Source organism: Microbacterium sp. AG1240, from assembly GCF_003635115.1.
Classification (GTDB): Bacteria; Actinomycetota; Actinomycetes; order Actinomycetales; family Microbacteriaceae; genus Microbacterium.
Window position 1 is genome coordinate 1,195,412 of the sequence record NZ_RBXJ01000001.1, and the last position, 19,166, is coordinate 1,214,577.

General features: G+C 70.7%; 17 protein-coding genes and 1 tRNA gene. 12 read left to right on the forward strand and 6 right to left on the reverse strand.

Annotated features, from left to right (window positions below):
• Positions 1-48: 48 nt before the first annotated feature.
• On the forward strand, positions 49-519 hold the full coding sequence (locus DEU34_RS05480; protein WP_259460036.1) for a MarR family winged helix-turn-helix transcriptional regulator: 471 nt from the start codon (positions 49-51) through the stop codon (positions 517-519).
• A 142-nt stretch (positions 520-661) separates the two neighbouring features.
• Here DEU34_RS05480 and DEU34_RS05485 read toward each other — a convergent pair.
• Positions 662-735 (reverse strand) — tRNA-Met (locus DEU34_RS05485).
• 158 nt (positions 736-893) lie between these two features.
• On the opposite strand from DEU34_RS05485, the gene DEU34_RS05490 reads away from it, so the two are divergent.
• Positions 894-1,124, forward strand: coding sequence for a DUF6328 family protein (locus DEU34_RS05490; protein WP_121149151.1), 231 nt, complete (start codon positions 894-896; stop codon positions 1,122-1,124).
• On the forward strand, positions 1,121-1,927 hold the full coding sequence (locus DEU34_RS05495; protein WP_121149152.1) for a carbon-nitrogen hydrolase family protein: 807 nt from the start codon (positions 1,121-1,123) through the stop codon (positions 1,925-1,927). Before DEU34_RS05490 ends, DEU34_RS05495 begins: the two co-directional genes overlap by 4 nt.
• On the opposite strand, the gene DEU34_RS05500 is transcribed toward DEU34_RS05495, so the two are convergent.
• Positions 1,928-3,130, reverse strand: a complete 1,203-nt coding sequence (locus tag DEU34_RS05500) for an aminotransferase class I/II-fold pyridoxal phosphate-dependent enzyme (RefSeq protein WP_121149153.1) — start codon at positions 3,128-3,130, stop codon at positions 1,928-1,930.
• A gap of 98 nt (positions 3,131-3,228) precedes the next feature.
• Between DEU34_RS05500 and DEU34_RS05505 the strand changes: the two genes are divergently transcribed.
• Positions 3,229-4,806 carry a S1C family serine protease gene (locus DEU34_RS05505; protein ID WP_121149154.1) on the forward strand — a complete coding sequence of 526 codons (1,578 nt, stop codon included), beginning with the start codon at positions 3,229-3,231 and terminating at the stop codon, positions 4,804-4,806.
• Between the two features lie 63 nt (positions 4,807-4,869).
• Here DEU34_RS05505 and DEU34_RS05510 read toward each other — a convergent pair whose 3' ends face one another.
• The gene (locus DEU34_RS05510; RefSeq protein WP_121149155.1) at positions 4,870-6,210 is read right to left on the reverse strand and encodes a maltokinase N-terminal cap-like domain-containing protein; all 1,341 of its coding nucleotides are present in this window, start codon (positions 6,208-6,210) and stop codon (positions 4,870-4,872) included.
• A gap of 9 nt (positions 6,211-6,219) precedes the next feature.
• Positions 6,220-7,197, reverse strand: coding sequence for a hypothetical protein (locus DEU34_RS05515; protein WP_259460037.1), 978 nt, complete (start codon positions 7,195-7,197; stop codon positions 6,220-6,222).
• Positions 7,198-7,310: 113 nt separating this feature from the next.
• Between DEU34_RS05515 and DEU34_RS05520 the strand changes: the two genes are divergently transcribed.
• The 3 genes from DEU34_RS05520 to DEU34_RS05530 are packed head-to-tail and all read left to right on the forward strand — an operon-like array spanning position 7,311 to position 10,970.
• Positions 7,311-9,128, forward strand: a complete 1,818-nt coding sequence (locus DEU34_RS05520; RefSeq protein ID WP_121149156.1) for an ATP-binding cassette domain-containing protein — start codon at positions 7,311-7,313, stop codon at positions 9,126-9,128.
• 11 nt (positions 9,129-9,139) lie between these two features.
• A complete protein-coding gene (locus DEU34_RS05525; protein ID WP_259460038.1) occupies positions 9,140-10,663 on the forward strand; it encodes a hypothetical protein in 1,524 nt (507 codons plus the stop codon).
• Between the two features lie 40 nt (positions 10,664-10,703).
• Entirely contained in the window at positions 10,704-10,970 is a 267-nt protein-coding gene (locus tag DEU34_RS05530) for a DUF3039 domain-containing protein (RefSeq protein WP_116646268.1), read from the forward strand.
• Positions 10,971-10,972: 2 nt separating this feature from the next.
• Here the strand turns inward: DEU34_RS05530 and DEU34_RS05535 are convergent, their stop codons facing one another.
• Positions 10,973-12,298 (reverse strand): nicotinate phosphoribosyltransferase, encoded by a 1,326-nt coding sequence (locus tag DEU34_RS05535; RefSeq protein WP_121149158.1) that lies wholly within the window; start codon positions 12,296-12,298, stop codon positions 10,973-10,975.
• A gap of 59 nt (positions 12,299-12,357) precedes the next feature.
• On the opposite strand from DEU34_RS05535, the gene murI reads away from it, so the two are divergent.
• The 5 genes from murI to DEU34_RS05560 all read left to right on the forward strand — a co-directional run bounded on the left by murI (position 12,358) and on the right by DEU34_RS05560 (position 16,642).
• Positions 12,358-13,230: a glutamate racemase gene (gene murI, locus DEU34_RS05540; protein ID WP_121149159.1), complete on the forward strand. Its 873-nt coding sequence runs from the start codon at positions 12,358-12,360 to the stop codon at positions 13,228-13,230.
• A gap of 60 nt (positions 13,231-13,290) precedes the next feature.
• Complete coding sequence (gene rph / locus DEU34_RS05545; RefSeq protein ID WP_121149160.1) at positions 13,291-14,037, forward strand: ribonuclease PH; 747 nt, start codon at positions 13,291-13,293, stop codon at positions 14,035-14,037.
• Between the two features lie 7 nt (positions 14,038-14,044).
• Positions 14,045-14,641: an RdgB/HAM1 family non-canonical purine NTP pyrophosphatase gene (gene rdgB / locus DEU34_RS05550; RefSeq protein WP_121149161.1), complete on the forward strand. Its 597-nt coding sequence runs from the start codon at positions 14,045-14,047 to the stop codon at positions 14,639-14,641.
• Between the two features lie 130 nt (positions 14,642-14,771).
• A complete protein-coding gene (locus DEU34_RS05555) occupies positions 14,772-15,650 on the forward strand; it encodes a glycosyltransferase family 2 protein (RefSeq protein ID WP_121149162.1) in 879 nt (292 codons plus the stop codon).
• Between the two features lie 68 nt (positions 15,651-15,718).
• Complete coding sequence (locus tag DEU34_RS05560) at positions 15,719-16,642, forward strand: cation diffusion facilitator family transporter (RefSeq protein ID WP_121149163.1); 924 nt, start codon at positions 15,719-15,721, stop codon at positions 16,640-16,642.
• 2 nt (positions 16,643-16,644) lie between these two features.
• On the opposite strand, the gene DEU34_RS05565 is transcribed toward DEU34_RS05560, so the two are convergent.
• Entirely contained in the window at positions 16,645-19,125 is a 2,481-nt protein-coding gene (locus tag DEU34_RS05565; protein WP_121149164.1) for an ATP-dependent DNA ligase, read from the reverse strand.
• Between the last annotated feature and the right edge of the window lie 41 nt (positions 19,126-19,166).

Genomic DNA, 19,166 nt, shown 5'->3' on the forward strand with positions numbered 1-19,166 from the left:
CTAGCGACTTCATTCGAGCATACAAGCGGTACGAGGAGAGTGTCCACAGTGACCGACCGGGTCTCCGAGCGTACGCCGACCGATGAGAGCGTGCGTGCAGCGCTCCTCGCGGTGCGCGCTCTGAGCGACGCGCTCGATCGCATGCACGGGGGGATGAAGGACGACATGGACATGAACGCGAGCGACCTCGCGGCGCTGCGCATGTTGATCGTCCGTGAACAGCGCGGCCAGTCGGTCAGCCCGCATGATCTTGCGCGTCACCTGCGCATCTCGACCGCGTCGACGACCAAGCTCCTCGATCGTCTCGCCGCGCTGGGGCACGTCGAGCGACGCCCGCACCCGCATGACCGCCGCGCGCGGATCGTCACGCTCACCGAGGAGTCGCGGCGAGAGTTCTCGAGGCACTTCGGCGCCCATCTCGGAGCGATGCGGGAGGTCACGGCCCGGTACTCCGATGGCGAGCTCGAGGTGATCGCGCGGTATATGGGCGAACTGGGCGAGGCCGTCGACCCGAGCTGAGTCGATCCTGGCGGCGCACCCGAGGCGGGCTGGCGTCGGCGTCCGGTCGTGCCGTGCCCCGAACCCGCAGGATCACGCGGCGAAAATGCCAGAAGCCGCTTCCGAATTTCTCCGGAAACGGCTTCTGATCTGTTCTTCTTTGTTGCGGGGACAGGATTTGAACCTGCGACCTCTGGGTTATGAGCCCAGCGAGCTACCGAACTGCTCCACCCCGCGGCACAAGAAGTTAGCCTAGCACGGGATTCGACCGGGTGCACATCGAGATGGCGGGACATCGCTCCGAGAGGGGCGACGCGCCAAGATCGCCGGGTGAGTGATCCCCGTGATTCCGCGCTTCCCGAGAGTGATGACGGTCGGTCGCCCTCCACCGGATCGTGTTCCGTCGGCGCGTCGAACCCGAGGTGGTGTACTTCGGGCACGTCTCGCTCATCGCCGCGCTCGCCGCCGTGAGCCTGCTCCTCGCGGGTGTCGCCGCGTTCGTCTTCGACGTGGTCATCGGCGGGGTCGCGGCGTGGGCGGCGGGGATCGCGCTCGGCGCGGTGATCCTCGTACTGTGGGTGATAGTGCCGACGGTGATCCGTCGGTGCGGGAGGAGCACGGAATGAGCGACCGATCGGTCGGTGTCGCGGTGGCGCAGTTCGCGCCGTCGGCGTCGGTGCACGCGAACCTCGAGGTCATCGTCGAGTTGACCGAGCGCGCCGCCGCGCGCGGCGCGAAGGTCGTGCTGTTCCCCGAGTACTCCAGCTACTTCGTGGATCCTTTCGACGACACCCTCGCCGCGAATGCCGAGGAGATCGACGGGCCGTTCGTCGCGGCTCTCGCCCGACTCGCCTCCTCCACGGGCGTCGTGGTGGTCGCGGGCCTGCTCGAGAAGAGCACCGACGGTCGACGTGTGCGCAACACCGTGGTCGCGGTGGGGTCCGCCGGCCCCCTTGCGGTCTACCGCAAGCTCCACCTCTACGACGCGTTCGGGCAGCGCGAGTCGGACTGGGTCGAGCCCGGCGAGATCGCCACCCCTCAGACCTTCGAGGTCGATGGACTGCGCTTCGGACTGATGACGTGCTACGACCTGCGCTTCCCGGAGGTCGCCCGCACGATCGTCGACGAGGGCGTCGATGTCGTGCTCGTCGCTGCCGAGTGGGTGCGGGGGCCGCTCAAGGAGCACCACTGGCGCACGTTGCTGCAGGCGCGCGCGATCGAGAACACGGTCTTCGTCGCGGCATCCGACCACCCGCCGCCCCTCGGGGTGGGGCACTCCCTCGTCGTGGATCCTCAGGGCGTCGCGATCGCTGCGGTCGGCACGACGACCGATGTCGCGGTCGCACACCTCGACCTCGACGCGGTCGCCCGGGTGCGACGAGTGAACCCGGCGCTGGCGCTGCGGCGCTTCCGCGTCGTTCCCGACTGATCAGCCGCCGAGGAGCGACAGTCGACGGGATGCTTCGTCGAGCACGTCGGCGCGTTTGCAGGCGGCGAAGCGCACGAGCGTGGCGTACTCGGCCCTGTTCTCGCGGCTGGCGAAGGCCGTCAGCGGGATGCCCACGACACCCGCCCGCTCGGGAAGGGCGCGGCAGAACTCCGCCGCATCCGTCGCTCCGAGGGGCGCGGCGTCAGCCACCGTGAAGTACGTGCCGCGGGGTGTCGATACGTCGAAGCCCGCGGCGGTGAGTCCTCGTCCGAGGACGTCGCGCTTCTCGCGGAGCGTCGTCGCGATGCCCTCGAAAAAGGCGTCGGGCAGCCGGAGGCCTGCGGCCACGGCCGGCTGGAAGGGGCTGCCGTTCACGTAGGTCAGATACTGCTTCACGGTGAGGATCGCGGAGATCACGGGCGCCGGGCCCGAGACCCATCCGATCTTCCACCCGGTGACGGAGAACGTCTTGCCCGCGGAGGAGATGGAGACCGTACGTTCCCCTGCGCCGGGAAGGGTGGCGATGGGCACGTGCGGTGCATCGAAGGCGAGGTGCTCGTACACCTCATCGGTGACGATGATCGCGTCGTGACTCTCGGCCAACTCGACGATGCGTCGGCGCACGGCCGGGGTGAAGACGGCCCCGGTCGGGTTGTGGGGGTCGTTGACGAGGATGACGCGCGTTCGGTCGCTCACGGCGGCGGTCAACCGGTCGAGATCGGGCTGGAAGTCGGGCCACCGCAGCGGCACCGGCACCAGCCGGGCGCCGGCGAGGGCGACCGCTGCCGCATAGGCGTCGTAGTAGGGCTCGAAGACGACGACCTCGTCGTCGGGTCCGTCCAGGAGAGCGAGGAGCGTGGCCGCCAGCGCCTCGGTCGCACCGGCGGTGGCGATGATGTCGCGCTCGGGGTCGAGGTGCAGGCCGTAGAAGCGTTCCTGGTGTTCGGCGACCGCCGCGAGCAGATCGGGGAACCCGCGCCCCGGGGCGTACTGGTTCACTCCGTCGGCGATCGCCCGCATCGCCGCATCCAGCACTTCTGCCGGTCCGTCCTCGTCGGGAAACCCCTGTCCGAGATTGATGGCGCCCGTTCGGGCCGCGAGCCCGCTCATCTCGGCGAAGATGGTGGTACCGATCGTGCCGTCCGCGGCACGGAGACCGGCCCCATCTGCGGTCCGCTGCCAGGCCCCGGGAATCACTCGCATCCTGCTCACGCTAGTCGCATAGACAGAGCCCATCCGCACCATATGAAACGCACAGCAACTCGCCCCAAGCTGAAAGTCGCTTGGCAGAAGGAGCAATCATGAGTGAGACACAGGGCGACCGCCCCGACGAGAACGCCGCGACGCCCGCGCCGCACACTTCCTCCGACGCGACGCCGGCGCCGCAGACCGGCGCGACGTCCGCGTCGGCAGGCACCCCCGCGCCCGCCGCACCGCCGGTTCCGACGACTCCGGCGTCGGCGCAGCCGTCGGCGCCGCCCGCTGCTCCCGCGTGGTCGGGACAGCGCCCGCCGCAGCCGCCCCACCCGCAGGCGCCCTACGGCGGTGCCCCCCAGCAGCCGGCATACGGCGTGCCCTCCCGTGAGGGCTACGCGGGCCAGCCGGCCGGCCAGAGCTTCGGGATCCCGCCGCAGCACACCCAGCCCACCCTGCCGCTGCACGGCACCATCGACACCGCTCCGCGCAAGAAGTCGAACGCGGGCAAGGTCGCCGGCCTCATCGTGGCCGCCGCACTCGTCGGCGGCGCCGCCGGCCTCGGCGGCACCTACGCCGGCCTCAGCCTCTGGGGCGGGTCCGACGCGACCCCGGTCGCGGGGGCGGCGACGGTCACGGTCAACGACACCGAGAACGTGAACCAGACCACCGGCATCGCCGCGAAGGTCGTGCCCAGCGTCGTGACGATCAGCGCGACCGGCGGCAGCAGCGGCGGCACCGGTTCCGGCGTCGTCCTGAGCGCCGACGGCTACGTCGTCACCAACACCCACGTGGTCACCCTCGACGGCGCGACGGGCGACGCGACCATCCGCGCGACGACGTCCGACGGGCGCGTGTACAACGCGACGGTCGTCGGCACCGACCCCACGTACGACCTCGCCGTCATCAAGCTGACGGATGCTTCGGGTCTCACGCCGATCGAGTTCGGCGATTCGGGCGATCTGAACGTGGGCGACGCGACGGTCGCGGTCGGCGCCCCGCTCGGGCTGTCGAACACGGTCACCACGGGCATCGTGAGCGCTCTGAACCGTTCGATCGAGGTCGCGTCGTCGGCCGCACCGCAGGACGACCAGCCCAGTGAGGGCGGTTCCGGCGAGAGCCCCTTCCAGTTCGACTTCGGGCAGGGCGGGCAGGGCTCGACGCCGTCGTCGGAGACGATCAAGATCGCCGTCATCCAGACGGATGCGGCGATCAACCCCGGGAACTCCGGTGGCGCGCTCGTCGACGACCAGGGCCGTCTCATCGGCATCAACGTCGCCATCGCCTCGGCGGGCAGCTCATCCGGCGGCGGTCAGGCCGGTTCGATCGGTGTCGGCTTCTCGATCCCGTCGTCGGTCGCCGAGCGCGTCGCGAACGAGATCATCGACAACGGCTCGGCGACACACGGTCTGCTGGGCGCGTCGGTGCAGTCGACTTCCACCGTGGCGAACTCCACGATCGAGGGCGCCTACGTGGCGAGTGTGACCGACGGCGGTCCCGCGGCCGCGGCCGGGCTCCGCTCGGGCGACATCGTCACGGCGTTCAACGACCTCCCGATCACGAACTCGGTCGATCTCACCGCGCAGGTGCGCGCCGTGGCCGCCGGGAGCGACGCGACCGTCACCTACGTCCGCGACGGTCAGACCCGCACCGCGAACGTGACGCTCGGTTCCCTGGGCTCCTGACCCATCAAGCGAAGAAGGCCGCCCCGCTCGATGCGGGGCGGCCTTCGTCGTGCGCTCAGGGGGTCATACGCCGCGGGTGAGCCGCTCGATCGCCGACAGGGGGATCGAGAGCCAGTCGGGGCGGTTGCGCACCTCGTAGACGGCCTCGTAGACGGCCTTGTCGAGTTCGAACGCCCGCAGGAGCCGCTCGTCGGCCGAGGGGCCGCCCGCCGCGGCGTAGCCCCGCTCGAATGCGGCGACCGCCGCGGTCGCCCACGCACGTGCCCGGGTCTCGTCGACGCCGAGCCGTTCGACGGATCCGGCGACGTAGTCGAACGACCGCAGCATCCCTGCGACGTCCCGCACCGCGAGGTCGGGCATGCGTCGAGCCGCGATCGGCCGCAGCGGTTCGCCCTCGAAATCGAGCAGCACCCAGCCGCGGCCCTGCACCTCGAGCACCTGCCCCAGGTGCAGATCGCCGTGCACGCGCTGGAACAGCGGCCACGGGGCGGATTCGGCCGCCGCGTAGACCTCCCGGATGGATGCGGCGAACCGCGCCACCGCAGGGATCTCGGCCACCGCCGTGGCCAGCCCGTCTTCCCAGACCGCCGCGACGCGCCGTCTGTCGGAGTCGTCGGCCTCGTGCGTCGGCAGGATGCGCGACAGCGTCAGGTGCACGTCGGCGACGGCGGCCCCCAGGGCCGCGGCACGATCGGCGAAGTCGTCGTCCTGCTGCGCGGCGGTGAGTGCGACGCGCCACGCGTCTTCGACGTCGTCGAGGAACTCCTGCGCGAACGCGAGCGATCCCGACACGACGTGCTCGGGGTTGCCCGGGTCGCGCCAGGTGCCCTCGAGAGATCCGATGGCGCGCGGAACCGACGACGACCCGTTGTCTGCGAGGGCGGTCTGCAGTTCGATGTCGGGATTGAGTCCGGGGTGCACCTGACGGAAGAGCTTGCAGATGACCGCGCTCCCCTCGCCGTCGGGACGGAAGATCAGCGAGGTGTTCGACTGTTCCGCCCCGAGCACCGACGCCGCGGCGGTCGGCGCGGTGGACGGACGCCGCGCCGCGGGGTGGCTGTCGAGAGGGCCGTCGACACCGCTGACCCGACCGCCGGCCGTCACCGACCGGTACAGCCACGCCGCGTAGGCGTCGTCGGTCGCACCGTCGACCAGCACCGTCGCGTCGTCGAGCTCGCCCACGACCCCCGTCTCGGGGCGCGTGGAGCGCACGACGAGGGGCACTTGATACAGCACCGGGGTCTCGGGCGCGTCATCGGCGACGAGGAGCACGCGCACGCGCGCGGATGGCTCGTTCGCGACGTCCCACTCGGCGACGAGTCGAAGGCGCGGAGTGCGACCCTTCGAGGCGTACCACCGTTGTGCGGGCATCCAGTCGGTCAGGGACTGCAGGGTGCTGTCCATGGGGCGGGGTTACCTTTCGTCGGTGTTCTCCGGTGGTGCGGCACTGTCGGAGGCTTCGTCGACCTCCGCCGAGGTCGTCGATTCGATCTCTTTGCGCTTCCGGCGGGGGACCGCCCGCCGGCCGACCGACCCCATTCCGCGTGCGGTGCTTCCCGCGGCTCCCGCGATCGCGCTGCCGACACGCGCGACGCCGCTCGCCGCCGAGTGCTCGACCCGTTTCGCGCCCGGCCGGGGCTCGATGACGGCGGGGACGGTGAGCGGCGGAGGGCCGAAAGCCCGGCGTGAACCCACCAGCACGCGCCGGCCGAGGATGTGGTTTCCCGCGCCGCCGACGACCGCTCCCACGCCGAACGGGAGCGCTTTGCCGAGCACCGACGCCCCGCCGCGCGCGGCGAACTGGTGCACGAACGTCGTCTTCAGACGATCGACGAGCGGGCCGATGGCTGCGCGCGGGAGTGTCTTCGTGATCATCTGCCCCCAGTACCCCGATCGGTCGGGGCCGCGCCCGGCTGCCTGTCCGGCAAGTTGCGCGAGAAGATCGACACCCTCGCGGCCGAGCATCAGGGTGAGCACGAGCGCTCGAGCCCGTTCGGGGTCTTCGACGGCGACGCCGTGCACCTCGGCGATCGACTGCGCGAAGAGCGCCGTCGATTCGAGGAATCCGAGCGTCTCCACGCCGCTGAGGGCGAGGGTCACCCCGGTGCCGATACCGGGGACGACGGCGGTCGCGCCGACGGCGGCCCCGCCGGTCGTGACCGCGGCGAGGTAGCGGCGCTCCAGGATGCGCACGATGTCGAGGGTGGACGCCTCGGGGTGGCGCAGCCGGATGCTGCGCAGGTGCGCCAGCACGACGGGGCGCTGTATCGCCAGCACCCGGTCGAGGGCGCGGATGGTCCGGGGGTGCTCGGGGGAGCCGACCGGCGGGAGGCCGCCGTCCCACGGCGCGTCACCGGGCAGCGAATGGATCCGATGCACCTTGTCGCTCACCTGCACGATCCTACGAATGCGAGCCGGAAAGAGCCTGGGGGGTTGCGCCCGAGAACCCGACACCCATGACATTCGCGGCGGGAGCCGGTCGTGACCCTTGGTAGTTTGGAGCGATGACAGCATCGCTGCCGAACCCGTTCGAGTCACCGGCCGAAGAGGCCGGAGACCAGAGCGTCGACGGCCGCGACGAGCAACCGGCCGCAGCCCCCAAGCCTCGCGCGCCGCGTGCCAAGCCCGCGTCGCCGCGGCCGGCGCGGAGCTCGTCGGCGAACAAGGCGAAGACGCCGCGGCGCACGCCGGCGTCGAAGGCGCCGCGGACGACCCCGAAGGCGTCGGCGAAGCCGATCGATCCGGGTCCGCCCCCGCCGCTGCCCACCGATGTCGTCGTGCCGCCGAAGCCTCCGCTACCCCCCGTCCCGCCCCTGCCGGCAGATCTGGCGGTCGCGGCTCACGGCGCGGGCTCACGGTCTTCCGAATCGCCGTCACCGGTCGACGACGCCCCCGCAGCCGCCGCCGAGGCGGATTCATCGGAGGCGCTGCCGGTCGCGGACGCGCCGGCGGAGCCCGTCGTGGAACGCGAGGGCGAGCCGGTCGTCGACCTCGGGGCCGAGGCCGTCGCCGATGCCGCGGCGGTCATCGATGCCGAGCCCGAACCCGACCCCGAGCCCGTCATCGACGTCGAGCCCGAGCCTGTCGTCGACGTCGAGCCCGAGCCTGTCGTCGACGTCGAGCCCGAGCCTGTCGTCGACGTCGAGCCCGAGCCCGAGCCTGTCGTCGACGTCGAGTCCGAGCCTGTCGTCGAGGTCGCGCCCGAGCCCGCCGTCGAGGTCGATCAGGTCGAGGCTGACTCCGCGGCGGATCCGAGCGACCCGTCCGAGCCCATCGACCTGCCCGAATCGCCCGAGGACGAGGCGATCGCCGACCCCGAACCGACCGACCCCGAGGTCGCGTCGGTCGACGAGACCGAGCCGGCCGCCGGATCCGCGCCCGAGCCCGCTGCGCCGGAGGATTCGGTCGTCGAGACCGAGGCGCCGTCCGACACCTCGGCGGTCGACGCATCCGACGAACTCGTCGACGAGGCGGTCATCACCGACGACGACGAGGGCGCTCTCGCCCCCGCCGTGATCGTGACCGAGCCCGGCGACTCTCTCGCCTTCGACGCGGAGTCCGCCGTTCCCGCTCTTCAGCTGCGCGGTGTGACGAAGGTCTTCGGCGACACGCGGGCCGTCGACGGTATCGACCTGACGGTTCCGGCCGGCTCGTTCTACGGGTTGGTCGGTCCGAACGGCGCAGGCAAGACGACGACCCTGTCGATGATCGCCGGTCTCCTGCGCCCCGACGCCGGCACCATCACGATCGGCGGCATCGACGTGTCTCGCAAGAGCGCGGCCACGAAGAAGCTCATGGGCGTGCTTCCCGATCGGCTGCGCACCTTCGACCGCCTCACCGGCCGCCAGCTGCTCTACTACTACGGAGTGCTCCGAGGCCTGCCGGCAGCTGTCGTGGAGTCGCGCACGACCGATCTCGCGCGGGCGTTCGATCTCACGAGTGCGCTCGGTCGGTCGGTCTCCGACTACTCCGCGGGTATGACCAAGAAGGTGATGCTCGCCGGCGCGATGATCCATTCGCCCCGACTCCTGGTGCTCGACGAGCCTTTCGAGGCCGTCGACCCGGTCTCCAGCGCCGTCATCCTCGACATCCTCTCGACGTACGTCTCGCACGGAGGCACGGTGATCCTCTCCAGCCATGGCATGGAGCTCGTCGAACGGGTGTGCTCCGGGGTGGCGGTCATCGTCTCCGGACAGGTGCTCGCGGAGGGCACGGTCGACCAGGTGCGCGGCGAGTCGACTCTCGAGCAGCGTTTCCTCGAACTCGCGGGCGGCCTCGGAGACATGGAAGGCCTCGAGTGGTTGCACACGTTCTCCGACTGAGGATCGCTACGATGCTCGGCGCCCTCCGGGGCGACCGTCGGCATGTCATCCGTGTGAGCACTGGCCTGGTGCTGCTCGTCGTCGCGACGGTCGTGGGGGCCATGGCCGTACTCAGCCTCGCCGATGCATCCGAGACGGCGATCGCGGTCGTCCTCGTCTTCGCCGGGTCAGCCGTGACCCTCGGTTTCGTCGTCGCACCGCTCGTGACCGGTGCGGCCGACCCGCTCGATCCGCGCCGGTTCGCTGTGCTCGGTCTTACTCCCCGCCCGCTCGCCGCTGTGCTCGCCCTGTCCGGACTCATCAGCGTGCCGAGTCTCGTGCTCATCACCCTCTCGGTGTGCGCGGCGCTCGCGTGGACGGCGCAGGGAGCGTCGTCGTTCGTCGCCGTCGTCTCTGCCGTCGCCGGCGTCGTGACGTGCGTGCTCGCCGCGCGGGTCAGCATGGCCGTGGCCGCGCTCGTGCTTCGCGAGCGCCGTTCACGTGAGCTGTCGGGCATGTTCCTGGTCGCGATCCTGGTCGTCGTGGTTCCCGTCGGCGTCTTCCTGGCGTCGCTCGAATGGCGCGGGCAGGTGCCCCCGCAGCTGAGTGAAGCCGTCGCCGTTCTCGGCTACACCCCGGTGGGTGCCGCGTGGGCCCTGCCGTCCGCGTCGCAGCCGGCGGCGGCCGTCTGGGGCGCCGTGGTGATGGTGGCCACCGTCGTCGCCCTCGCCGTCGCGTGGGTGGCGCTGGTGAGCCGCGCGCTCACCACCACGGAGCGACCCGTGGCGGTGCGCGAACGCGGCGGCCTCGGCTGGTTCGCCGTCGCGCCGGGAACACCCGGTGGGGCGATCGCGGCGCGAAGCCTGGTCTACTGGCTGCGCGACCGCCGATACCTGGTCAACATCGTGGTCGTCCCCGTCGCCGCGGTGCTCGCCGTCGTGCCCCTCCTCGTCGCGGGCGTGCCCTTCGAGATCGCGGTACTCGTTCCGGTGCCGATCATGGCGCTCTTCTTCGGGTGGCTCCCGCACAACGACCTTGCGTACGACTCGACCGCCGTATGGATGCATCTCGCCAGCGCGGTCCGCGGATCGTCTGACCGCATCGGCCGCCTCGTGCCCATGATCTTCGTCGGCGCTCCGATCCTCGCCATCGCGATCCCCATCGCTATCGCCCTCCACGGTCGGTGGGCGTTGCTTCCCGCGATGGTGGGGGTCTGCGCGGCGCTCTTCCTCGCCGGGCTCGGTTTGTCGAGCATCACCTCCGCGCTGGCCCCGTACGCGGTGTCCCGGCCCGGGGACAGCCCGTTCCAGCAGCCGCAGCGCGCCGGGTCGGGTGCGATGGCGCAGGGCCTCGTGCTGCTCGGGTCGATCGCCGCCGCCGCTCCGGCCCTCTGGTGGGGGTGGCTCGCGCTCACCCGCGACATCTCCTTCGCGATGCCGTCGATGTGGGCGGGCATCGGTGCGGGTGTCGTGGTGCTCGTTCTCGGGGTGGCGATCGGATCGGCCGTCTTCCAGCGACGAGGCAGCCGACTGATGGAGTTCGCGGAGTCGACGTGACGGGCCCCGGCGAAGGACCTCCCGACTACACTGGCACCCTATGAGCACGCCTCTCGACAGTCCTGACCAGGGGGGTCTGGCGACCCTCGACCGTGAACTCGAAGAGCTCATCCGCGAGGAGAGCATCGAGCCCGGAGATCATGAGCGGTTCTCGCACTACGTCAAGAAGGACAAGATCCTCGAGTCGGCGATCAGCGGCAAGCCGGTGCGTGCGCTCTGCGGCAAGAAGTGGACCCCCGGGCGCGATCCCGAGAAATTCCCCGTCTGCCCGACCTGCAAAGAGATCTACGAGAACCTGACGAAGTAGCGTCAGTCGGCCTCGGCGAAGACGGTCGGGATCGCCGGCTCGGAACGGCTGAGCGCCAGGCCGCGCACCGGCAGCTCCTCCCGCACGCGCAGGTGGTGTGCGCGGGCGGCGGCCACTCCGGACGGACCCTCCGCCGCCTCGTCGATCTCCCCGCCGACCACCAGGGGCACGTGCAGCGCACGCGCGGACGGATGCGACGCAGCATCCGCGATCTTCTCGAACCCGTCGGAGACCACGATCAGCTCGCTCGTCGCGACACCGTCGTCGAGGGTGCGGAACGCGGCTTTGCGGCCGCCCGCGCTCGACTTGTCGGTCGAGCGCTTCGCCACCGAGACCCACCCGCCGTCGGAGCCCTGCCGCGCGACGAGCTTGTAGACCATGCCGGCCGTGGGGGTTCCCGAGCCGGTCACCACCGACGTCCCCACCCCGTAGGCGTCGACAGGGGAGGCCGCGAGAGCGGCGATGGCGAACTCGTCGAGATCGCTGGTCACGGTGATGCGCGTTCGCGTCGCTCCCAGATCGTCGAGGAGCTCGCGCACCTGCGCCGCCACCGTGGGGAGGTCTCCCGAGTCGATGCGTACGCCGCCCAGGTCGGTGCCGGCCACGCGAACGGCGGTCTCGACGCCGGTGGGGATGTCGTAGGTGTCGACCAGCAGAGTGGTGCCTGCGCCGAGAGCGGCGACCTGAGAGCGGAACGCCTCTTCCTCGGTGTCGTGCAGCAGGGTCCAGGAGTGCGCTGCCGTGCCCATCGTCGGGATTCCCCATCGAAGACCCGCCGCGAGATTGCTGGTCGCCCCGAACCCGGCGATATAGGCCGCCCGACCCGCTGCCAGGGCCGACTGCTCGCCCGCGCGCCGCGAGCCCATCTCGGCGAGCGGGCGGTCGCCGGCGGCGATGCTCATGCGTGCGGCGGCGGTGGCGACCGCCGAATCGTGGTTCAGCACCGACAGCGCGAGGGTCTCCAGCAGCACGGCCTCCGCGAAGGTGCCCTCGATCTCGAGGATGGGCGAACCGGGGAAGTACAGATCGCCCTCGCGGTAGCCGCTGATGGTGCCGGTGAACCGATAGTCGGCGAGGTAGTCGAGGGTCGTCGGGTCCACGACCCTCTCGTCGCGCAGGAAGCGCAGCTCCTCGTCGCCGAAGCGGAAGTCGCGCAGCAACGACAGCAGGCGTCCCGTTCCGGCGACGACGCCGAAGCGGCGCCCCCCGGGTAGCCGGCGCGCGAAGACCTCGAAGACGCACCGCCGATCGGCGGTGCCGTCGCGCAGAGCGGCGTCGAGCATCGTGAGCTCGTAGCGGTCGGTGTGCAGGGCCGTACGAGCGCTCATCCGGCCACCATACCCGCGCGCCGGCGGGCCGCAGGAGTCGGCGGGTAGGCTGGGGTCCCGTGGACGACGCACCGATCGGGATCTTCGACTCCGGAGTGGGGGGTCTCACCGTCGCCCGGGCGATCTCTGCGCAGCTTCCGCGCGAGTCGATCCGCTACATCGGCGACACGGCGCGCTCGCCCTACGGGCCGAAGCCCATCGCCGACGTGCGGCGCTATTCGCTCGAGGTGCTCGACACGCTGGTCGAGCAGGGCGTGAAGATGCTCGTGATCGCGTGCAACACCGCTTCGGCGGCCATGCTCCGTGACGCCCGTGAACGGTACGACGTTCCGGTGGTCGAGGTCATCGGACCGGCCGTGCGCACCGCGATGTCCACGACCCGCAACGGCCGCATCGGCGTGATCGGCACCGCCGGCACGATCGGGTCGGGCGCGTACCAGGACATGCTCGAGGTGAACGAGCGCCTGACGGTCTTCGCCGAGGCGTGCCCCCGGTTCGTGGAGTTCGTCGAGGCGGGGGTGACCCAGTCGCCGGAGGTGCTCGCCACGGCGGAGGAGTACCTCGCGCCGCTGCGCCACGCCGGGGTCGACACCCTCGTTCTCGGCTGCACGCACTATCCGTTCCTCGAGGGTGCGATCTCCTACGTGATGGGGCCCGACGTGAGCCTGGTCTCGAGCGATACCGAGACGGCGAAGGACGTGTACCGCCAGCTGGTGAGCCGCGATCTGCTCGCCGGTCCTGACTCGATACCCACCCATGTGTACGAAGCCACCGGCGCATCGGCCGACGAGTTCCTCGACCTCGCCCATCGCTTGATGGGACGCGAGGTCACCGAGGTGCAGCTCGTGCAGACCGGAACGATCCCGGTCATCGCGTCCCGCGCCCCCCTTTCACCATCGACGTCGTCGACCGGCCACCTGCCGCGACGCTGAGTCGCCGCATCCACCGACCGTGTGCAGAAAGTGGCACATTCCTATCCCGAGGAGAACCGCATGACCGACATCACCCGCGCCGACGGGCGCGCGCTCGACCAGCTCCGTCCGGTCACGATCGAGCGCGGCTGGTCGGCCCACGCCGAGGGCTCCGCGCTGATCAGTTTCGGCAACACGCGCGTGCTGTGCACGGCGTCGTTCACGAACGGCGTACCGCGTTGGCTCACCGGCAAGGGCAAGGGCTGGGTGACGGCCGAGTACGCGATGCTGCCGCGCGCGACCAACTCTCGCAACGACCGCGAGAGCATCAAGGGCAAGGTCGGCGGGCGCACGCACGAGATCTCCCGTCTGATCGGCCGGGCGCTCCGTGCCGTCGTCGACACCAAGGCGCTCGGCGAGAACACGATCGTCATCGACTGCGATGTGCTGCAGGCCGACGGCGGCACCCGCACCGCCGCGATCACGGGGGCCTACGTCGCCCTGGCCGACGCGATCGAGTGGGGACGCCGCAAGAAGTTCATCGCGCAGCGCTCCGAGGTGTTGTTCGACTCCGTCTCGGCCATCTCGGTGGGCATCGTCGACCAGACGCCCATGCTCGACCTCGCCTACGTCGAGGACGTGCGCGCCGAGACCGACATGAACGTCGTCGTCACCGGCCGGGGTCTCTTCGTCGAGGTGCAGGGAACGGCCGAGGGTGCGCCGTTCGACAAGGCCGAGCTCGACCGCCTGCTCGAGCTGGGAGTCAACGGATGCGGCGACCTGCGCGACATCCAGACGGCCGCGCTGGAGGCGTCCCTTGAGGGCTGAGGAGGCGGTGCGCCGGGTCGTGCTCGCGACGCACAATCCGCACAAGGTGGAGGAGTTCGCCGGGATCGTGGCACGGGTGCGTCCCGACCTCGAGGTCGTGGGGTACGACGGCCCCGAGCCCGTCGAGGACGGCGTCACCTTCGCCGCCAATGCGCTCATCAAGGCTCGTGCGGCCGCAGCGCACACCGGTCTCCCGGCCCTCGCCGACGATTCGGGGGTGTGCGTCGATGTGCTGGGCGGTTCGCCCGGCGTGTTCTCGGCGTACTGGGCGGGGCACGCGAAAGACGCCGGGGCGAACCTGCGCCTGCTGCTCGACCAGCTCTCCGACGTCGCCGACCCGCACCGCACCGCGCAGTTCGTCTCCACGATCGCGCTCGTCGTGCCCGACGGCCCCGAGCACGTCGTGGAGGGCGTGTGGCCGGGACGGCTGGCGTCCGAAGCATCCGGAGACGGCGGGTTTGGGTACGACCCGATCTTCGTGCCCGACGGTCAAGACCCCGCGGCGGAGCGCACGGTCGGCGAATGGAGTGCGGCCGAGAAGAACGCGGCCTCGCACCGTGCGCGCGCGTTCGACGCGCTGGCGCCCCTGCTCGCTGCGCTCTGATACCGGTGTCGAGTCGACGTCGTCTCGCCGAGTCGACATCATCCCGGCGTGAAAGGGATGTCGCCTCGGCGAAAGGCTGTCGTCTCGGCGGGCCAGTGCCGCACCGGAGCGTTTCCGCTACGGTCTGAGAATGGCTGCGACACCCACCGTCTCGATCGTCATCCCCGCCTACAACGAGGAGGAGACGATCCGGCACTGTCTGCTCGCCGCGATCGAGCAGACGGTTGCGGCCGAGGAGATCGTCGTCGTCGACAACCGCTCGACCGACCGCACCGCCGAGATCGTCGAGGCGATGAGCGTCGCCTTCCCCGAGGCGAACATCCGGCTCGTGCGCCAGGACGCCGAGCAGGGCATCACCCCCACGCGCAACGCCGGGTTCGATGCCGCCACCGGTGACGTGATCGGACGCATCGACGCCGACTCCGCCCTCGCCGCCGACTGGGTGGAGCAGGTGAAGGGCGCCTTCGCCACCGGCGACTTCGACGCAGCCTCCGGCTCGGTCGAGTATTACGACATGCCGCTGCGCGGGTTCGGACACCAGGCCGACGACGCGTTCCGCCGCCTGCAGGTGAAGCTCGCCGGCGAGTACGTCTTCCTCTTCGGCAGCAACATGGCGCTGACCAAGAGAGCATGGCTGGGGGTTCGCGACGACGTCTGCGCCGACCGCGACGACCTCATGCACGAAGACCTCGACCTCTCGGTGCACCTCGTGAAGAACGGCTTCAAGGTCGGATACGTCTCGGCCATGGTCGCCGGCATGTCGGCCCGTCGCCTCGACGACAGCCCGCGCGACTTCCGCTTCTACGTCGAGCGGTTCGAGCGCACGTACCGACTGCACGGTATTCACGACGTGCGTCTTCTCACGCCGATGGTGGTGCTGCTCGGCACCTATCCGGCGCTGCACGCCGAGCGACGCATCCAGGCCCGCCGAGGCCACGCGGGCATCAGCCTCCCCGAGACCGGCGGCCAGCACCACGCCCAGGCCGCCGCGGGGGTCGTGCCGGACTGAGAATCGTCATCGTTCCCGACAGCGCGTAAGTCCGCCTGGCGGGGGCGCGCCGGCTCTAGCCTGGGAGCATGCACGATCACGCGAGCCCGAGCGGCGGCCTCCGAGGCGCCAGCAATCGGCGTCTGCTTGCGCTGTCGCTGTCGATCACCGCGATCGTCATGGTCGTGCAGATCGTCGGCGCCGTCCTGTCGGGCTCGCTCGCGCTGCTCGCCGACGCCGTGCACATGTTCACGGATGCTGCGGCCCTCGTCATCGCGCTGATCGCCAGCGCCGTGGCCGCGCGCCCGGCCAACGACCGACGCACCTTCGGCTACCAGCGCGCCGAGGTGGCCGGAGCCCTCGTCAACGGAGTGATCCTCATCGTGCTGGCGGTCTGGGTCGCGGTGGAGGGCGTGCGGCGCCTCCTCGAACCCGCCGACGCCGAGGTGACGGGCGGTCTCATGCTCGTCGTCGCCGTCATCGGCCTCCTCGCCAACGCGGTCGCGATGTGGCTGCTGAGCGCGGCGCAGAAGCGCAGCATCAACGTACGCGGCGCCTACCTCGAGGTGCTGGGCGATCTGCTCGGTTCGGCAGCGGTCATCATCGCCGCGGTCGTGATCCTCTTCACCGGGTGGATGCAGGCCGACGCCGTCGCGTCTCTTCTCATCGCGGCCATGATCGTGCCGCGCGCCATCGGACTGCTGCGCGAGGTCGCGTCGGTGCTGAGCGAGGGGACGCCGAAGGGGATGCAGGTCAGCGACATCCGCGAGCACATCCTTTCGACCCCGGGGGTCGTCGACGTGCACGACGTGCACGTGTGGCAGCTCACCCGAGGAGCCCCGGTGATGAGCGCCCACGTCGTGGTCGATGACGACGACTTCCGAGGCGGCCGCGCCGGCGGCATCCTGCACGAGCTGCAGGGGTGCCTCGCGACGCACTTCGACGTCGAGCACTCGACCTTCCAGCTCGAACCCGCCGGGCACGTCGAGCACGACGACGCCCGCCACGCCTGACGTCAGGATTCGCGAACGACCTCGTCGGGCCGCTTATCGGGCCGCAGGCCCCGCCATCGCGCCTGACGCAGGATGCCCCCCGGGGTGAACTCCGCGAACTCCACCTCGCCGACGAGTTCGGGTCGCACCCACAGGGCGTCGGAGGCATCGGCGGCCGGCACGTCGACGAACGGCACCGCGGTCGTGCGCAACGGTTGCAGCACCTCTTCGAGGCGGGCGATCGTCGATTCGCTGAAGCCCGAGCCGACCCGGCCCGCGTAGGCGAGTCCGCCGGGTGCAGGGACCCCGACGAGCAACGATCCGATCGATCCCGAGCGCCCGCCCTTACCCGGTCGGATGCCGCCGATCACGACCTCCTGCGTGCGGGTGAGCTTGACCTTGAGCCACTCTTCCGACCGCACTCCACGGCGGTACCGCGATCGCGGATCTTTCAGCATCACGCCCTCGAGACCGAACAGCTCGCTCGTCTCGAGGGCCGCGTCGAGGTCGTCGAAGACGGGGGGAAGCACCACCGGGTCGCGGGCACCCTCGGCCAGGGACTCCAGGATGCGGCGGCGCTCGGCGAGGGGCGATCCGGCGGTGTCTTCGCCGCGGAACGACAGCACGTCGAACAGGTAGAGCTTCACCGGGGTGCGCGGTGCTTCCCGGGCGATCTCGCGGGTTTTCTGCAGATTCATGCGGGCCTGGAGGAGCGGGAAGCTGGGACGGCCCTTCTCGTCGAGGGCGACGATCTCGCCGTCGATCACCGCGGGATCGGGTCCGAGTCCCAGGTCGGAGGTGCTGAGCTCGGGATACTTCGCGGTGATGTCTGCGCCACTGCGGGCGCGCAGCCGCAGACGCGAGCCGTCCCACAGACCGATGGCGCGCACGCCGTCCCATTTCATCTCCACCCAGGGGTGCCCGTCGATGGCCCAGCGCCGCGCCGCATCGCGGGCGAGGCCGCGGGTCGCCGAGGTCGCGATCATCGGGGCAAGGTCCGAGGCCGGGGGAGTCGTCTGTGTCACCGGCCCGTGATCGTGGGGTCGCTCGTCGTCGTCGGTCTCATCGACGGGCACGACGGGTTGGCCTTCGGGCTGAGGGCGGCCCGCCGCATCCGTCTTCATCCGATGCAGCAACCACGTCGATTTGGCCCCCGTGCCGTCGGTGCGGATGAGGGCGAGGCGCACGCGGCCCAGAGGACCGCCCGCTCGGCCCTCGAGGGTGAAGATGATCTCGTCGTCGCGCCACTTCTCGAGCTCGTAGCGGCCTTCGTCCCAGATGGTCATCGTGCCCGCGCCGTACTCGCCCGCCGGGATCGAGCCCGAGAAGGCGGCGTACTCCATCGGGTGGTCCTCGGTCTGCACCGCCAGATTGTTGCGGCTCGCGCTCGGGGGCACGCCCTTCGGCACCGCCCAGCTGGCGAGAACGCCGTCGCGCTCGAGCCGAAGATCCCAGTGCAGGCGCGTGGCGTGATGCTCCTGGATGACGAAGACGGGAAGGCCCTCGGATGCTGCGGCGCCGAGCGGATTCGACGGCACCGGTTCGGGCGTCTTGCCGGCGGCGCGCATGGAGATGTACTCCGACAGAGGACCGGTGTCGGCATGCCGGGCCCCCGCGCGGAAGCCGAGGTCGGCCATCGGATCGCCGGCATCCGCCACGCGGGCCAGCACCTCGTCGAACTGCAGGTGGCGCAGGGCGGGATCGTCGAGCTCCTCCCACGTGCGGGGCGCGGCGACCGTCGGATGCGTGCGACCTCGCAGCGAGTAGGGGGCGATCGTGGTCTTCGCGCCGTTGTTCTGGCTCCAGTCGATGAAGACCTTGCCGGGTCGCACCGCTTTCGCCATCTGGCTGACGACGAGCTCGGGATGGTCGGCCTCGATCGCGCGGGCGAGTTCTTTCGCCAGCGCCGTGATCGCATCGCTGGACTGATCGCCCGGGAGCGGTGCGTAGAGATGGATCCCTTTGCTGCCGCTCGTCACCGGAAGAGCCTCGAGCCCCATGCCGCCGAGGATGGCCTTCGCCCACCGGGCGACCTCGGCGCACTCGGCGAGCCCGGTACCGGGTCCGGGGTCGAGGTCGAGCACGAGCCGGTCGGCCGGCCCCCTGTCGCCGTCCGGCGCGAACCGCCACTGCGGCACGTGAAGCTCGAGGCTGGCGACCTGGGCGAGGTAGACGAGGGTGGCGCGCTCCGTGACGAGCGGATAGTCCTTGGCGCCGGTGGAGTGATCGATCGCGCGCCGCGCGACCCACGACGGTGTCCCGGCCTCGAGGTCTTTCGCGAAGAACGACATCCCCGGGTGCTCGTCGGTGCCCACGCCGTCGGGCCACCGCTTGCGCGTGACGGGGCGGCCGGCGACGTGGGGGATGAGGAACGGTGCGATGCGGCTGTAGTAGTCGATCACCTCGCCCTTGGTGGTGCCCGTCTCGGGGTAGAGCACCTTGTCGAGGTTGGTGATGCGCAGGCGGCGGCCGTCGATCCGCACCGTCTGCTCGCCGCCCGCCATGCGTCCACGGTAGCCCCGCCGCAGCATCCGCCCCTCGCGGC

Coding starts and splice junctions, on each gene's coding strand:
- DEU34_RS05495 (WP_121149152.1), top strand. CDS start 1,121: ATGAGCGACCGATCGGTCGGTGTCGCGGTGGCGCAGTTCGCGCCGTCG.
- DEU34_RS05500 (WP_121149153.1), bottom strand. CDS start 3,130: ATGCGAGTGATTCCCGGGGCCTGGCAGCGGACCGCAGATGGGGCCGGT.
- DEU34_RS05505 (WP_121149154.1), top strand. CDS start 3,229: ATGAGTGAGACACAGGGCGACCGCCCCGACGAGAACGCCGCGACGCCC.
- DEU34_RS05510 (WP_121149155.1), bottom strand. CDS start 6,210: ATGGACAGCACCCTGCAGTCCCTGACCGACTGGATGCCCGCACAACGG.
- DEU34_RS05520 (WP_121149156.1), top strand. CDS start 7,311: ATGACAGCATCGCTGCCGAACCCGTTCGAGTCACCGGCCGAAGAGGCC.
- DEU34_RS05525 (WP_259460038.1), top strand. CDS start 9,140: ATGCTCGGCGCCCTCCGGGGCGACCGTCGGCATGTCATCCGTGTGAGC.
- DEU34_RS05530 (WP_116646268.1), top strand. CDS start 10,704: ATGAGCACGCCTCTCGACAGTCCTGACCAGGGGGGTCTGGCGACCCTC.
- DEU34_RS05535 (WP_121149158.1), bottom strand. CDS start 12,298: ATGAGCGCTCGTACGGCCCTGCACACCGACCGCTACGAGCTCACGATG.
- rph (WP_121149160.1), top strand. CDS start 13,291: ATGACCGACATCACCCGCGCCGACGGGCGCGCGCTCGACCAGCTCCGT.
- DEU34_RS05555 (WP_121149162.1), top strand. CDS start 14,772: ATGGCTGCGACACCCACCGTCTCGATCGTCATCCCCGCCTACAACGAG.
- DEU34_RS05560 (WP_121149163.1), top strand. CDS start 15,719: ATGCACGATCACGCGAGCCCGAGCGGCGGCCTCCGAGGCGCCAGCAAT.
- DEU34_RS05565 (WP_121149164.1), bottom strand. CDS start 19,125: ATGGCGGGCGGCGAGCAGACGGTGCGGATCGACGGCCGCCGCCTGCGC.